The sequence below is a fragment of the Aromatoleum sp. genome (genome assembly GCF_036675785.1).
Lineage (GTDB): Bacteria > Pseudomonadota > Gammaproteobacteria > Burkholderiales > Rhodocyclaceae > Aromatoleum.
On sequence record NZ_JAKFEF010000017.1, the window covers coordinates 84,234 to 98,960 of the forward strand.

General features: G+C 65.6%; 18 protein-coding genes and 1 pseudogene. 8 read left to right on the plus strand and 11 right to left on the minus strand.

Going from position 1 to position 14,727, the window contains the following annotated elements:
* Positions 1 to 36: 36 nt before the first annotated feature.
* Complete coding sequence (locus V6M37_RS04350; RefSeq protein WP_332671290.1) at positions 37 to 456, minus strand: ExbD/TolR family protein; 420 nt, start codon at positions 454 to 456, stop codon at positions 37 to 39.
* 7 nt (positions 457 to 463) lie between these two features.
* Positions 464 to 1,072, minus strand: a complete 609-nt coding sequence (locus tag V6M37_RS04355) for a MotA/TolQ/ExbB proton channel family protein (RefSeq protein WP_332671291.1) — start codon at positions 1,070 to 1,072, stop codon at positions 464 to 466.
* Between the two features lie 315 nt (positions 1,073 to 1,387).
* On the opposite strand from V6M37_RS04355, the gene xseA reads away from it, so the two are divergent.
* Together xseA and V6M37_RS04365 are read left to right on the plus strand one after the other, a co-directional pair.
* The gene (gene xseA, locus V6M37_RS04360) at positions 1,388 to 2,845 is read left to right on the plus strand and encodes an exodeoxyribonuclease VII large subunit (protein ID WP_442880991.1); all 1,458 of its coding nucleotides are present in this window, start codon (positions 1,388 to 1,390) and stop codon (positions 2,843 to 2,845) included.
* A gap of 46 nt (positions 2,846 to 2,891) precedes the next feature.
* Positions 2,892 to 3,476 (plus strand): superoxide dismutase, encoded by a 585-nt coding sequence (locus tag V6M37_RS04365; RefSeq protein ID WP_332671292.1) that lies wholly within the window; start codon positions 2,892 to 2,894, stop codon positions 3,474 to 3,476.
* 129 nt (positions 3,477 to 3,605) lie between these two features.
* Here V6M37_RS04365 and V6M37_RS18710 read toward each other — a convergent pair.
* The 4 genes and pseudogenes from V6M37_RS18710 to V6M37_RS04385 form a co-directional block, all read right to left on the minus strand.
* Positions 3,606 to 4,060: pseudogene (locus V6M37_RS18710) on the minus strand (PAS domain-containing protein).
* A complete protein-coding gene (locus tag V6M37_RS04375) occupies positions 3,988 to 4,437 on the minus strand; it encodes a PAS domain S-box protein (RefSeq protein ID WP_332671294.1) in 450 nt (149 codons plus the stop codon). The pseudogene V6M37_RS18710 and the gene V6M37_RS04375 overlap by 73 nt, the downstream one beginning before the upstream one ends.
* Before the next feature lie 40 nt (positions 4,438 to 4,477).
* Complete coding sequence (locus tag V6M37_RS04380) at positions 4,478 to 4,837, minus strand: response regulator (RefSeq protein ID WP_332671295.1); 360 nt, start codon at positions 4,835 to 4,837, stop codon at positions 4,478 to 4,480.
* 82 nt (positions 4,838 to 4,919) lie between these two features.
* Entirely contained in the window at positions 4,920 to 5,120 is a 201-nt protein-coding gene (locus V6M37_RS04385; protein WP_332671296.1) for a hypothetical protein, read from the minus strand.
* Positions 5,121 to 5,295: 175 nt separating this feature from the next.
* Between V6M37_RS04385 and V6M37_RS04390 the strand changes: the two genes are divergently transcribed.
* The 6 genes from V6M37_RS04390 to tal all read left to right on the plus strand — a co-directional run bounded on the left by V6M37_RS04390 (position 5,296) and on the right by tal (position 9,783).
* Positions 5,296 to 5,694, plus strand: a complete 399-nt coding sequence (locus V6M37_RS04390; RefSeq protein ID WP_332671297.1) for a hypothetical protein — start codon at positions 5,296 to 5,298, stop codon at positions 5,692 to 5,694.
* 211 nt (positions 5,695 to 5,905) lie between these two features.
* A complete protein-coding gene (locus V6M37_RS04395; protein ID WP_332671314.1) occupies positions 5,906 to 6,172 on the plus strand; it encodes a PepSY domain-containing protein in 267 nt (88 codons plus the stop codon).
* Positions 6,173 to 6,198: 26 nt separating this feature from the next.
* Positions 6,199 to 6,720, plus strand: coding sequence for a cytochrome b/b6 domain-containing protein (locus V6M37_RS04400; RefSeq protein WP_332671298.1), 522 nt, complete (start codon positions 6,199 to 6,201; stop codon positions 6,718 to 6,720).
* 55 nt (positions 6,721 to 6,775) lie between these two features.
* The gene (gene cysK, locus V6M37_RS04405; RefSeq protein ID WP_332671299.1) at positions 6,776 to 7,753 is read left to right on the plus strand and encodes a cysteine synthase A; all 978 of its coding nucleotides are present in this window, start codon (positions 6,776 to 6,778) and stop codon (positions 7,751 to 7,753) included.
* A gap of 153 nt (positions 7,754 to 7,906) precedes the next feature.
* Entirely contained in the window at positions 7,907 to 8,635 is a 729-nt protein-coding gene (locus V6M37_RS04410) for a pseudouridine synthase (protein WP_332671300.1), read from the plus strand.
* Positions 8,636 to 8,706: 71 nt separating this feature from the next.
* Positions 8,707 to 9,783 (plus strand): transaldolase, encoded by a 1,077-nt coding sequence (gene tal / locus V6M37_RS04415; RefSeq protein WP_332671301.1) that lies wholly within the window; start codon positions 8,707 to 8,709, stop codon positions 9,781 to 9,783.
* A gap of 62 nt (positions 9,784 to 9,845) precedes the next feature.
* Here tal and V6M37_RS04420 read toward each other — a convergent pair whose 3' ends face one another.
* The 5 genes from V6M37_RS04420 to V6M37_RS04440 all read right to left on the minus strand — a co-directional run.
* Positions 9,846 to 11,756: a chemotaxis protein CheA gene (locus tag V6M37_RS04420; RefSeq protein WP_332671302.1), complete on the minus strand. Its 1,911-nt coding sequence runs from the start codon at positions 11,754 to 11,756 to the stop codon at positions 9,846 to 9,848.
* A 66-nt stretch (positions 11,757 to 11,822) separates the two neighbouring features.
* Entirely contained in the window at positions 11,823 to 12,692 is an 870-nt protein-coding gene (gene cheZ, locus V6M37_RS04425) for a protein phosphatase CheZ (protein WP_332671303.1), read from the minus strand.
* A gap of 36 nt (positions 12,693 to 12,728) precedes the next feature.
* Positions 12,729 to 13,130 (minus strand): chemotaxis response regulator CheY, encoded by a 402-nt coding sequence (gene cheY / locus V6M37_RS04430; RefSeq protein ID WP_312657411.1) that lies wholly within the window; start codon positions 13,128 to 13,130, stop codon positions 12,729 to 12,731.
* Between the two features lie 37 nt (positions 13,131 to 13,167).
* A complete protein-coding gene (locus tag V6M37_RS04435) occupies positions 13,168 to 14,118 on the minus strand; it encodes a chemotaxis protein (protein ID WP_332671304.1) in 951 nt (316 codons plus the stop codon).
* 11 nt (positions 14,119 to 14,129) lie between these two features.
* On the minus strand, positions 14,130 to 14,727 hold a 598-nt coding region (locus V6M37_RS04440; protein ID WP_332671305.1), incomplete at its 5' end, for a response regulator.

A 14,727-nucleotide genomic window follows, 5' to 3' on the forward strand; every position in this document is an offset into this window, starting at 1 on the left:
GCGGTTCGCGGAGTGACCCCCGCGGCGCGGCGTCAGTCACTGCGGCAGGGCCTGGACCGCGAACGTGACGCGGAGCAGCCCTACCCGCTGCGCAGCCTGTATCGCGTTGATGACGTTCTGGTGCTCGGCCTTCGCGTCCGCATTGATGACGACGACCGGCTCGGCCCCTGCGGGCGTCGCGCGGCCCAGCGCTTCCGCGATCGCCGCGACGTCCTGTCCGCCGACCGGCTGGCGGTTAACCAGAATGTCCCCGGCGGCACTCACCGCGACGACGATTTCGTTCGGCGCGCTATCCGACGGCGCCGACTCGCCGGTCGGCAGGTTGATCTCGAGGCCGGAAACCTTCGAGAACGTCGTCGTCAGCACGAGGAAGATGATCAAGACCAACATCACGTCGATCAACGGGATGAGGTTGATTTCCGGCTCTTCCTGGCGCCGGCCGCGCTGAAAGTTCATCACTATCTCAGCTGCGGCGGTCGCCGTGGACGACTTCGACGAGCTTGATCGCCTGCTGCTCCATCTCGATGACGAAGCCGTCGATCAGTGCCCGGTAGTGACGCCAGAAAATTGTCGCCGGAATCGCGATGACCAGTCCCATTCCGGTGGTATTCAGCGCGATCGAAATACCCTGCGCGAGTTGTTGCGGATTCGTGCCGCTGGCGCTTTGCGACGCGAAGATGTCGATCATGCCGACGATCGTGCCGAACAGCCCCATCAGCGGGCTGATCGAGGCGATCGTGCCGAGCGTCGTCAGGAAGCGCTCGAGCTCGTGCGCGACGGCGCGGCCCGTCTCCTCGATCGCTTCCTTCATCACCTCCCGGGAACTGTTGACGTTCCGCAGGCCGGCGCCGAGCACCTGGCCAAGAGCGGAATGCGCCGACACCCGGTTGATCATTTCCGGCGAAACGCCCTTGTGGCGCAGATCGGCGAGCACTTTTTCGAGCAAACCCGGCGGCACGATCTTCGCGCGACGCAGGCTTACCGAACGTTCGATGATCAATGCGACGGCGATCACCGAGGCCAGCAGCAGGGGCCAAATCGGCCAGCCCGTAGCCTGAATGAGGGCGAACACGCGAGGGAGCTCCCGGAGGAAAAGGCGGAACTCTAGCGTTCGGCGGGACGCAGGGCAAGTTCGTATTCCACGCAGTCCTCGACGCAGCAGGAACAAACGCAAGAATCCACAAAACCTGTGGATAACTGTGTGGATTTTTGTCTGGCAGCGGCGGAAATCGCTGTCGGCTCAAGCCCTTCGACACTTCGCTGAAAAATTGTGCAACACAATACTCTTTTAAAAACAAAGAATTAAAAATACGCGCTTGAATGGAAAGGGTTTTGAAGTGCGCCCTTGACAACCAGGATGGCTTGTGGATTCCGCTACAATCCGCGCATGCAAACAATGCTCCCGCCAGGTTCCGACGGCCCTGGCTCCTTCCGTCTCTCCGACCGGATTTTCGGCGTCAGCGAACTCAACCGCCTCGCCCGCGAAGCGCTCGAAACGCGCTTTCCCCTGCTGTGGGTCGGCGGCGAAATCTCGAACCTGACCCGCGCCCCGTCGGGCCATTTGTATTTCACGCTCAAGGACGCGCAGGCGCAGGTGCGCTGCACGATGTGGCGCAATCGCGCCCAGTTGCTGCCGTTTCGGCCCGAAAATGGCATGCGGGTGGAGGCGCGGGCGCTCGTCACGCTGTATGAGGCGCGCGGCGATTTCCAGCTCGGGGTCGAAGCGTTGCGCCAGGCAGGCGTCGGCAACCTGTTCGAGGCCTTCGTCCGGCTCAAGGACAGGCTCGCAGCCGAAGGACTGTTCGCGCCGGCCGCAAAGCGCGCCCTCCCGCACTATCCGCGCCGCATCGGCGTCGTGACCTCACCGGCGGCGGCCGCATGGCACGACGTCCTCGCGGCCCTGCGGCGACGTGCGCCGCGGCTCGAAGTCATACTCTATCCGGCGCCGGTGCAGGGAAGCGGTGCCGGAAGCCGGCTGGCCGATACGGTCCGACTGGCGTCGGCGCGAGCGAAGGACGACGGCATCGACGCGCTGCTGCTCGTGCGCGGCGGGGGAAGCATCGAAGACTTGTGGGCGTTCAACGACGAGTCGCTCGCCCGCGCGCTGCGGACCTGCCCGATTCCGGTCGTCAGCGGGGTCGGCCACGAGACCGATTTCACGATCGCCGATTTTGCCGCCGATGTCCGTGCCGCGACGCCGACCGGCGCCGCCGAGCTTGTCACCGCGGACCTGTACGAAGCGGGACATCGTCTCGCGAAGCTGGAGCGGGCGCTCGGCGACGCGCTGCAGTTCCGTCTGAACACGCTCGCCCAGCGGCTCGACCGCGCCGCGCTGCGCCTCGTTCACCCGCGCGACCGGATCGCCGCCGCGCACGAGCGTGCGGAGCACCTGGGGCTGCGCCTCACGGCAGCGCTCGCGCGGCGCATCGAACGCATGCAGAGCGCGACCCACCTGCTCCAGTTCCGGCTCGACAGCTTCCGTCCCGAGTTCGCGCGCGAATGGGAGCGATGCATGCGCGCGGGTGCGCGACTCGCGCTCGCCCGTGAAACCCTCATCCGTGCCCGGGCGGACCGGCTTTCGACGCTTGCCGCCCACCTCCAGCATCTCGCGCCGCAAGCCGTCCTTGCACGCGGTTACAGCATCACTCGCGACGCCGAAGGGCACATCCTGCGTTCCGCCGCGGCAGCCCGGGCCGGCGACGACATTTCCGTCGAACTCGCGATCGGTCGGCTACGTGCTACGGTGAACAGCACCGATGGCATCGTCGAGACGGATGCCCCGCAATGCGTTTCAGCTGAACCCCGCAATCATCCGGGATTGCCACCCTGCTCAAAGCCCGACTAGAATCGTCGGGCTTTAATCCCAACAAACCTGATGACAGGAGAGACAAATGGAACATACGCTGCCCCAACTGCCCTACGCGAAGGACGCCCTGGTCCCGCACATTTCGGCCGAGACGCTGGAGTTCCACCACGGCAAGCATCACCAGGCCTATGTGACGAACCTGAACAACCTCATCAAGGGCACGGAGTTCGAGAACCTGGATCTCGAAGCGATCGTCAAGAAGGCGCCCGCCGGTGGCATCTACAACAACTCTGCGCAGGTCTGGAACCACACCTTCTTCTGGAACTGTCTGACCCCGAACGGCGGCGGTGAGCCGACCGGCACGCTCGCGGACGCGATCAAGGCGAAATGGGGCTCGTTCGAGGACTTCAAGAAGGCCTTCACGACGTCCGCGGTCGGTAATTTCGGCTCCGGCTGGACCTGGCTCGTGAAGAAAGCCGACGGCAGCGTCGATATCGTCAACATGGGCGCCGCCGGCACGCCGCTGACGACCGGGGACAAGGCACTCCTCTGCATCGACGTGTGGGAGCATGCCTACTACATCGACTACCGCAACCGTCGTCCGGACTTCGTCGCCGCCTTCCTGAACAGCCTCGCGAACTGGGACTTCGCCGCGCGCAACTTCGCGTGATCGATCCCGCCCGCTGAGGCGATTGCCTGCGCGAGCGGCCGACCCCGCCCGCGCGCATGTCGCAGAACGGCCGTGCCCCGAACCCTCTCGGCTTCGGCGCACGGCCGTTCCGCTTTGGACCACCGCCGGTCAGTATGAAAAACGGCCTTCGTCGGTCGCGTGAATCAGCGTCTCGTTGCCGCGGCTGAGCGTATGCAGGAAGCGGTTGCTGCGCTTGAGCCCTTGCTCGGCCGCCTTCCGCCTCGTGATGTCGCGCGCGATCGTCGACACCCCGACCGAAGCGCCGTCGACGCTGCGGATCGGTGACAGCGTCAGCGCCACGTCGATCGGAGAACCCTTCCTGCACCGGCAGACGAGTTCCTGCCGGACACCGCGGCCCTTGCGGAGCTGTTCGAGCATCGATCCATCTCGCTGCGCGCGGCGTCGGCGGCAAGCATCGTAATCGGCTGCCCGAGCGCTTCCTCCGCGCGATAACCGAACATTTTCTCGGCGCCGCGATTCCAGCTCGTGATCACCCCGTCGAGGTTCTTGCCGATGACCGCATCGTCGGAGGATTCGACGATCGCGTCGAGTTCCGCGCGCATCGCATCCGCGTGCCGGCGGTCGGAGATGTCGCGGATGCTGGCGATCGCATACCAGCTGTTGTTGATCGGCGCAGACGACACGACAACTCGACCGGCAGTTCGTTGCCCTCCTTGCGGCGCAGCGGCAGTTCGAGCCGCGGGCCCGCGTCGGATTCGACATTTCGAAGCCGTTCCCACCAGTGTTCGAATGCGGTCCGCCTCGACGGCACGACCAGCAATGCATCGAATTGCCGGCCCAGCGCTTTGTCGGACGGATAGCCGAACATACGCTCAGCGGCATGATTCCAGTGGCTGATCGCGGCGTGGCGGTCGGCAATGATCAACGCGTCCTGCATCGGCTCGGCGATCTTACGAAAGCGCTCTTCGCTCTCGGCCAACCCGGCTTCGGCCCCCCTGCGGCAGTTCCGCTCCCTCGCTTCATCGAGAGCACGGGGTGACCGCAAGCGCCAGTTTGCCGAGGTGGTCCTTGAGCACGTAATCGGCGGCCCCCCGATGGAGCGACTCGATCGCGCGCTCTTCGCCCATCGCGCCGGAAACGAAGATGAACGGAACATCGGGTGCATGCTCGCGGGCGATTGCCAGTGCGGCCTGACCGTCGAATGACGGCAGCTGGTAATCGGCGAGAATGATGTCGGGATTGAACTGACGCAGCGCGTGGATGAACGGCTCACGCGCGTCGACCCGAAACGCGAGCCCCGCGCGCTTCAGTTCGCGCAACGCGACCTCCGCATCGGCCGGCTCGTCCTCGAGCTGGAGAACCCTGAGTTCGTCGCTCATCGCCTCGTTACCCATTCGGGATGCAGTCGAGCGACAGCCCGTAGCCCCCATCCGACGACCGCGAGGAAATTGTCGGCCCGCTTCAGCGTTCTCCGCCCGGCCTCGGCGGGCGGGCCCGTGACGAGTAGGATTTCCACCGCGCGATTCGGGTTGTCATTCCGTCGTTCGTTTCAACGGCACGCGGCAGCGCGCTGATCACGAGGCGCAGGTCGCGTTCGGGCGCGGCGACGGGCTGCCCGCCGAACACCGCCAGCGCGAGGGCGGCGACATCGATGTCGCCCATCTCCAGGCCCCGTCGTCCCATTCGCGAGAATTCGAGGATGTCGGTGCCCCATCCGCGCCGTGTTGTCCCGTACCAAGCCGATCAGCCGCTTGCCCTCGTCTTCGATCCGGCGGCCGTAGTCCTCGACGAGGATGCGCGAGGAGCCCTCGATCGCGCGTAGCGGAGCGCGCAAATCGTGGGACACGGAGAACGCGAAGGCTTCGAGTTCACGGTTCGCCGCTTCGAGTTCGGCGGTTCGCGAAGCGACCCGCGGTTCCAGTTCGCGATTGATCTGGCGAACCGTCTCCTCGGCGCGCTTGTTGACGATGTCGAGATCCCAACTCCCGACGTGGGCGATGCGCTGCGCTTCGGCGAGCGCGGATTCGCTGCGCCGCAGCGTCGTCTCGGCCCGCTCGCACGGCCCGTCGGCGGACGGCCGGCACCCGACGCCGGCGCAACGGCGGGCAGCGCCCGATCTTCCCGTACCTTCATCGATGAGACCCCGACCAGCGAAATTCGGCGCGCCTGCAGAAATCCGGCGCCGGCTCAGCATCCTGTATGTCATTTTCCTGCAGGCCGGGCCGCTGATCCATGACGGACTTCAAGACAGGGGCATTCGAACGACGGGTTTGTCAGGAATCCGCCCTGCACCCGGGGACGTCGTCTCGACGACCGGGTCAACCGCCAGGACGCCCGCGCAGCATGGGGCATCCGCACTCCCGTTAAGCGTCTGTTCAGCTGTCGGGCCACAGAATGGCCTCCGTGCCGATCGGGCATGAGAAGAACTCTGGAGGGCAGTCATGAAAATGCGTTATCCGCTCTTAACGGTGTTGATCCTTGCGCTCAACGCCTCCGCGTTCGCCGGGCCGGAGTGTACGAAAGCGCCGAAATCGGAATGGATGTCCGAGAACGCCATGAAGCAGAAGATCGCCGACGAGGGCTATGTCGTCGACAAGTTCAAGACGACGAGCGGAAATTGCTACGAGATCTACGGCAAGGACAAGGACGGCCGGAAGGTCGAGATCTATTTCAGCCCCATCGACGGCGGCATCGTCAAGGAAAAGCGGGCCTGAGGCCCCGGGGCAAGGAGGACGTCGTCATGGCGACAGGCAAGGTGAAGGTATGGGATTTCCCGGTTCGGCTCTTCCACTGGAGTCTCGTGACGATGTTCGCCACTGCCTATTTCACCTCCGGTGACGCGGAGGCCCCGCACCAGTGGGCGGGCTACGTCGCGCTCGCGCTCGTGGCCTTTCGCATCGTCTGGGGCTTCATCGGCACCCCGCATGCGCGCTTCGCGGATTTCGTGCCCCGGCCCGCGACGCTCGCGACTTATTTCGGTCTGCTCGTGCGCGGCCGCGAGCCGCGGCATGTCGGGCATAACCCTGTGGCCGCGGTGATGATCGTGTTTCTGCTCGCAATGGTCGCCATGATCGGCTCGACGGGGTGGTTGATGACGACCGACTGGGGCTGGGGAAATGAAGCGGTCGAGACGCTGCACGCGGGTGCGGTGAAGCTTGCGCTGGCCGCGATCGCGTTCCACGTCGCCGCCGCGGTGTTCGAAAGCGTGCGCCACCGGGAGAATCTCGTTCTGTCGATGTTGACCGGGTACAAGCGGAGGTAGTAGACCTGCTCCACCGGCTGGTATCCTCTCAGCCATCTCTCGTGGAGCCTCGATCATGTCAAACTGGTTTTCCGATAATGCTTTGTCCATCGGCCGCACGCCGCTCGTCCGGCTCAATCGCATCATGCAAGGCGCGGCGGCAACCGTGCTGGCGAAAATCGAGGGCCGCAACCCGGCGTACTCGGTGAAGTGCCGGATCGGCGCGGCGATGATCTGGGACGCGGAAAAGCGCGGCCTGCTCGGACCGGGCAAGGAAATCGTCGAGCCGACCAGCGGCAACACGGGCATCGCACTCGCTTTCGTCGCGGCGGCGCGCGGCATCCCGATCACGCTGACGATGCCGGAGACGATGAGCGTCGAGCGGCGCAAGCTGCTCGTCGCTTACGGCGCGAAGCTCGTGCTGACCGAAGGCGCGAAGGGCATGAACGGCGCGATCGCGAAAGCGGAGGAAATTGCCGCGTCCGACCCGGGCCGCTATGTCCTTCTGCAGCAGTTCAAGAACCCGGCGAACCCGGCGATCCATGAATCGACGACGGGCCCCGAAATCTGGAACGATACGGACGGCAACGTCGACATCCTCGTGTCCGGTGTCGGCACCGGCGGGACGATTACCGGCGTTTCGCGCTATTTCGAGAAGACCCGCGGCAAGCCCCTGCTGTCGATCGCGGTCGAGCCGGTCGCGAGCCCCGTGATCACGCAGACCCTTGCCGGCGAGCCGCTGAAGCCGAGTCCGCACAAGATCCAGGGCCTCGGCGCGGGCTTCATCCCGGAGGTGCTCGACATGTCGCTCGTCGACGGGGTCGAGACCGTCAGCAACGAAGACGCGATCGAGTACGCGCGCCGCCTCGCCCGCGAGGAAGGCATTCTGTCCGGCATCTCTTCGGGGGCGGCCGTAGCCGCCGCGGTGAGGGTCGCGCAGCGTACAGAAAACGCCGGCAAGACGATCGTCGTCATCCTGCCCGACTCGGGCGAACGCTACCTGAGCACGGTGCTGTTCGAAGGTTTCTTCGACGCGTCGGGCATCGCGATCTGACCGCTCCGCGTGCCGCCGGCGTCCCCGGCGGTCTCGGCATTCGTTCAGCAGGCGCCGAACCCTTGTCGCGCTGACCGAGCGGCCTCCGCTCGCTGCGCCGCGACTTTCGCTGCCGGCAGCGCACGCTCGCCGGCGCGTCACGACGACTCGACCATGCTTCCGATCCTCTACCGCGACGAGACCCTGGTCGCGATCCACAAGCCGTCCGGGCTGCTGGTGCACCGCTCGATCATCGACGCGCACGAGGAACGTTTCGCGGTGCAGATGCTGCGTGACCAGATCGGGCAACAGGTGCACCCGGTGCACCGGCTCGACAAGGGTACCTCGGGCGTCCTGCTGTTCGCACTCGACCGGAACACCGCCGCGTACGTCGGGCGCGCATTCGAACGGCAGGAGGTGACGAAGACGTACGTCGCGGTCGTACGCGGTCAACCGGCCGAAGCGGGCGTCATCGACCATCCGCTGGCGCGGCGTTTCGACGATTTCGAGCGCCGTTCCGAACACGCCGAAACCGCAGCGCAAGCCGCGCTGACACGCTTTCGCCGCCTCGCGGTCGCTGAACTGCCTTATTGCGTCGACCGCTATCCGACGAGCCGGTACGCGCTGCTTGAACTCGAACCGGAAACCGGGCGACGGCACCAGTTGCGCCGGCACCTGAAGCACGTGTCGCATCCGATCATCGGCGATGCGACCTATGGCAAGGGGCGGCACAACCGCCACTTCACGACGCTTTTCGGCACCCCTCGCCTGCTGCTCGCCTGCACGCGGCTGCGGCTCGCGCATCCGCACACGGGGAAGATGCTGGATCTTCGCGCGCCGCTCGCCGAGGATTTCGCCTCGGTCCTGGAGGGCCTCGGCTGGACCGGCGTCATCCACGGATGACGCTCCCCGTCTTTCGACCGCTTCCGATTGCGGGCACAATGAAGAGCCCCAACCAACCAACCGCTCCGCCGATGAATCCGCTGCTTCAAGTCCGCGACCAGGGCCAGCAGATCTGGCTCGACAACCTTTCCCGAACACTGCTGAACGAGTGCCGCCTCGAGCGCATGATCGCCGACGATGGCGTCGCCGGCGTGACGACCAACCCGGCAATCTTTCACAAGGCGATCGCCGGCGGGCGCTATTACGAAGACGATCTCGCAGCGCTGAAGACGCAGCCGCTCGATGCCGAGGCGCGCTACGAGAAGCTCGTCATCCCCGACGTCCAGCGCGCTTGCGATCTGCTGCGGCCGACGTACGACCGGACCGCGGGCAACGCCGGCTACGTCAGTCTCGAAGTCTCGCCGGCGCTCGCCCACGATGCGGGCGCCACAGTCGCCGCGGGGAAGCGGCTGTCGACCGCCGTCGTCCGCGACAACCTCCTGATTAAGGTGCCGGCGACGCCGGCCGGAATCGAAGCGATCGAAGAGCTGATCGCAAAGGGAATCAGCGTCAACGTCACGCTGATGTTCTCGCTCGCGCACGTCGACGCTGTCGCCGAAGCCTATCTCCGCGGCCTCACGCGACTCCAGCGCACCGGCGGCAATCCGGCGCGCGTGATGTCCGTCGCGAGCCTCTTCCTCAGCCGCGTCGACACGCTGATCGACAAGCAACTCGACGAGTTCGGCGGAGAAGCGCTGACGCTGCGCGGAAAATCCGCGGTCGCGATGGCGAAACTCGCATACCGGCGGTATGTCGAGCGCTTTCACGGCGCCGCCTTCGAGCCGCTCGCGGCGGCAGGCGCACGACCGCAGCAGATGCTGTGGGCGAGCACCGGCACGAAGAACCCCGCCTACAGCGATCTGCTCTATGTCGAGCCGCTGATCGGGCCCGAAACCGTCAATACGCTCCCCGACGCGACGCTCGCCGCGCTGCTCGATCACGGCAAAGTGAGTCGCACGCTCGATCGCGACGTCGATGAAGCGCAAGCGCAGTTCGACGCGCTGGCCGCACTGGGGATCGACATGGACGCCGCCGGTCGGCGCCTGCAGGAAGAGGGGCTCGCGCAGTTCGAGGACGCATTCGCGGCCTTGCTGAAGCTCACCACCTGAGGGAGGAGCACCGGATCCCGTTCGTCCGATCCAGTCCCGCGCGAGGCGGGAACTGGATCGCGTCACGCGGCGACAGGCTCCTTCGGGATCAGCGCAAGGCGCGGCATGCCGCGGTGGTCGCCGGCGCTGCCGAGCAATTCCTTCATGTCGAGGATCAGGACGATCTGGCCGTTCGACAGCGTCGTCACCCCTGCGACCCCCTTCGGCCGGAAATCGTCGAGGGACTTGATGACCGCGTCCTCGCGCCCGGCGAACGTGTCCACCGCGAGGATGAACGACAGTTCGGCCACCTGCATCAGCACGCCATACTGCGGCACGCGCTCGAGCGGCCAGCCGAGAAGCCCGACGAGCGGCAGGATCGGGAGCACTTCGCCGCGCACGACCATCGTCGCGCGCCCGCCGACTTCCTGCACTTCCCGGATGTCGATCGGCAGGATCTCCCGGACCATCGACAGCGGAACGGCGAACGGCTGATCGCCGATGCGCACGAGTAGGACCGGCAGGATCGCGAGCGTCAGCGGCAGGCTGATCACGAAAGTCGTGCCCTTGCCCATCTGCGACTGGATCTCGATGCTGCCGTTGAGCTTCTGGATGTTCGTGCGCACGACATCCATCCCGACGCCGCGGCCGGAGACGTCCGAGACCTGCGCCGCGAGCGAGAAACCGGGCAGGAACACCAGGTTGAAGCTCTGGCGCTCGTCCATCGCGTTGGACTCCTCGTCGGTGATGAGCCCCTTTTCGATCGCCTTCGCGCGCAGCCGCTCGGGGTTCATCCCGCGTCCGTCGTCGGCGACGACGATGATGATGTGGTCGCCCTCCTGGCGAGCCTCGAGCCGCACCATCGACTTTTCCGGCTTGCCGGCGGCGACGCGTTCGGCGGCATCCTCGACGCCGTGATCGACCGCGTTGCGGATCAGGTGGATGATCGGATCGCCGAGATCCTCGATCATCGTCTTGTCGATCTCGGTTTCCTCGCCCGCGAGCACGAGTTCAACGTCCTTCCCGAGGTTGCGCGCGAGGTCGCGCGCGATTCGCGGGTACTTCTGGAAGAGCCGGCCGATCGGCTGCATCCGCGTCTTCATCACCGCGTTCTGCAGGTCGGAGACGAGCAGGTCGAGCTGGCTCACCGCGAGGTCGAGCGAATGCAGCGTTTCGGTGTCGTTGCGCCCGCTGAGGATTTCGCTGCGCAGCGCATTGAGGCGGTTCTTCGTCAGGCCGATTTCGCCCGACAGGTTCAGGACCTGGTCGAGGCGGGTCGTGTCGACGCGGATCGAGTTGTCGCGCTGCCGCTCCGTTTCGCGGCGTCCGGTGGGTGCATTGGCGCCCGGCTTGTCGCCGACACGGCGACCGACCGCGGCCTTGATGACCTCCTCGGGCGCACGAGCGGGCGCACGAGCGGGCGCGGGAACCGGAGCGCCGGGCGCCGGTTTTGCGACCGCTCCGGTGACGGCGCCGTGCAGCAGCTCCCAGTCCGGCCCGGGGGGGATCGCCGCGGGCGCAGCCAGCGGTGCCGCGGCTACCAGGCCCGGACGACGCGCCGCGGCAGCTGCGACCGCTTCCGCTGCGGCGACGACGACGAGTTCGCCCGCGATCGCCTGCTTCAGCCGCGCGATGAGCGTGGGATCGGCGGCCGACGGCTGGGTGCCGCGCTCGAGCGTGGAAAACATCTCGCGCACGGTGCCGGTCGCCTCGAGAATCACGTCCATGACTTCGGGGGTAACGTCCAGCTGGCCGTTTCGCAAGTTGTCGAAGAGATTCTCGGTCAGGTGGCACAACGTGACCAGTTCGGTCGCGTTGAGGAAGCCGGCGCCGCCCTTGATCGTGTGAAAGCCGCGGAAGATCTCGTTCAGCAGGCCCCGGTCGTCGGGCGCCCGCTCGAGGTCCACCAGCTTGTTATCGACCCCCGACAGCAGATCTCCCGCTTCGATCAGGAAATCCTGAAGGAGGTCTTCCATTCCGGCGAAATCACTCATGGCGTACTCGCTTTATCGTTCCTGGCCGCCGGGCGCGCGTGCCCCCGGCCGCCGATGCCCGGACGTTCAGAATCCGAGGCTGCCGAGCAGATCGTCGACCTGCTCCTGGGTTGTCACGACGTCGTCGCGCCCTTCCGAGGTGATGACCGGGCCGTTCATCAGTCCGGTGTGCTTGTCGCCGCGCATCTCCGGCGGCGTGACTTCGAGCAGGACTTCTAGCAGTTCGGTCTCCAGCCTCTGCGCGAGATCGACGACCTTCTTGATGACTTGGCCGGTGAGATCCTGGAAATCCTGCGCCATCATGATTTCCATCAACTGCTCGTTGGTCGCGCGGCTTCCCTGCACGACCTCGCCGAGGAAACCGCGCGTCTCGTTCGACAGCGCCTTGAACTCCTCGACGGAAAGCTGGTTCGCGTAGAGCTTGTCCCACCGCGCCTGCAACCCCTGCGCGTCGGTCTGGATCCGGTTTTGGATCGGCTGCGCGATGTCGGTCGCGTTCAGCACGCGGCTCGCGGCCTGTTCGGTCATCTGCGCGATATACGTCAGCCGCTGGCGCGCGTCCGGAATCGCCTGCACCGCATCCTGCAGAACGTCGTCGGTTCCGAGCGCGCGCAACGTGTTGTGAACCTGGCGAGTCATCTGCCCGATCCGCGTGAAGACGGCTTCGCAACTATGCTCGGACGGCGCGGACCCGCCGTCGCCTTCCCGAGTCGCGCACGCGCCGAATTCGCTCGTAGGCTCCGCGCCGAAGCCGGTGTCGAATTCGGCCGCGACGGCGTCGAACAGCGATTGCAGTTCATCGTCATCCCCGCCCGCGGTTTCGGGCTTCGCGACGACCTTGAGTTCCGATTTCGCCGGACTGGCCGCGATGCTGTCGAACAGGGCCTGGAGTTCGTCCGAATCCCCTGCCTCGTCGAGTTTCAGCTTTTTAGCCATCATCGGCCTCCCTCTACGTTTTCCGATGCCGCCACGTCAGGCGGCTGCCTTCTTGCCGATTTTTTCGAAGATCTTTTCGAGCTTTTCCGACATCGTCGCCGCGGTGAAGGGCTTCACGATGTAGCCGCTCGCGCCGGCCTGCGCAGCGGCGATGATGTTTTCCTTCTTGGCCTCGGCCGTGACCATCAGCACCGGAAGGTGCCGCAGATGCGGCGTCTGGCGGATCGTCTGCAGCAGCGTCAGCCCGTCCATGTTCGGCATGTTCCAGTCGGTGACGACGAAGTCGAACTGCGCGCTGTTGAGCTTCTGCAGCGCGACCGCGCCGTCCTCTGCCTCGTCGACGTTCGTGAATCCGAGTTCCTTCAGCAGGTTGCGCACGATCCGGCGCATCGTCGAAAAATCGTCGACAACGAGAAATTTCATTTTGGGGTCGGACATGTCGTTCTCCGTAATCGTCTGGCGGTCCGGTCCGCGCCTAGTGACCCTTGTTCAGCAAGGGCCGCAAGCTCTCGGCCAGCGCGTCCGCGTCGAATTTTGCCACGTACGCATCCACACCGACGCGCTTCCCCATCGCACGGTTGGCCTCGGATGACAGCGAGGAATGCATCACCACCGGAATGCCGTCGAAGCGCGGGTCCGCCTTGATGTTGCGTGTCAGCACGTAGCCGTCCATCTCGGGCATCTCCGCATCGACGAGGATCACGTCCACCTCGTCCGACACCTGATTGCCGCACTGCCGGGCGTGGTTCGCGATCCCTTGCAGCCGGGTCCAGGCCTCGAGGCCGTTCACCGCGTGCTTGTGCTTGACGCCGAGTTTCTCCAGCACCTCCGCGATCTTGCGCCGCGCCACCGCGGAGTCGTCGACGTAGAAGATGTCGTAGTCCTGCCCGTCCGGGATCGGGGCGATATTGCCGACGACCGCGTCGCCGAAGGTCGTCGCCAGGACGCTCTCGACGTCGACGATCGAGACGAGCTTGCCGTCCGGAAGCTCGGTGATCGCGGAGATGTAGCTCTGGCCGGACGCCGCCACGTTGTCCGGTGCCCGCACCTTGTCCCATTCGACGCGGATGATGCGGTCCACGCCCTCGACGAGAAATCCAAGGGTCCGCTTGCTGTATTCGGTAACCATCATCGACCCGCCGAGCGGCTGCCCGGGACGGGAAAGACCGAGGATCTTCGCCAGCGAGAGCACCGGAATGACGTTGCCGCGCAGCGAGATCAGCCCTTCCACGCCGACGGGCATGTTCGGCGCCCGCGTGATGAACGGCGCGCTCGAGACTTCGCGGACCTTGAACACGTTGATGCCGAAGGTCTCGCTCGTGCCGAGCGAGAACAGGAGGATCTCCATGCAATTGGAACCGGCGAGACTGGTGCGGCCGTCCACGACGTTGAACAACGCGCCTTCTTCGGGAATCAGGTTCGACATGCCGTACTCCATCACGAGGCCTCCGCCGGCGAGACCTGGCGGTCGAGCAGGCGGCGCAGCGTCGCGGCCAGACGCTGCGGCTCGAATTTCGGCACGTATTCATCGACGCCGACGGACTGGCCGAGCTGCTGGTTCGACATGCCCGACAGCGACGAATGCATGATCACCGGGATCCCGGCGAAACGCGGATCGGACTTGATCGCCCGCGTCAGCATGTAGCCGTCCATTTCGGGCATCTCGACGTCCGTCAGCACGAGACTCACCAGCTCGTTGACCCTGCGCCCGGTGACCTGCGCGTGATGGGCGGCTTTCTGCAACTCGTCCCATGCCATGCGCCCATTGAGCGAGCCCACGAAAGGCACGCCGAGCACATCGAGCGTGCGCTCGATCTGCTTGCGGGCGACGGACGAGTCGTCCGCGAAGTACACCGTGTGCTGGGAGCCTTCGAGCGGTTCGATGCCCTTGAACAGATGCTGGTCGTCCTGCGTCGTGGTCTCCGACAGCACCTTCTCGACGTCGAGCATCATCACGAGCTTCTTGTCGGCCAGTTCGGTCACTGCGGTGACGAGTCCGCCGAGCTTCGCGGTGAGCATGTCCGGCGGCACTCTC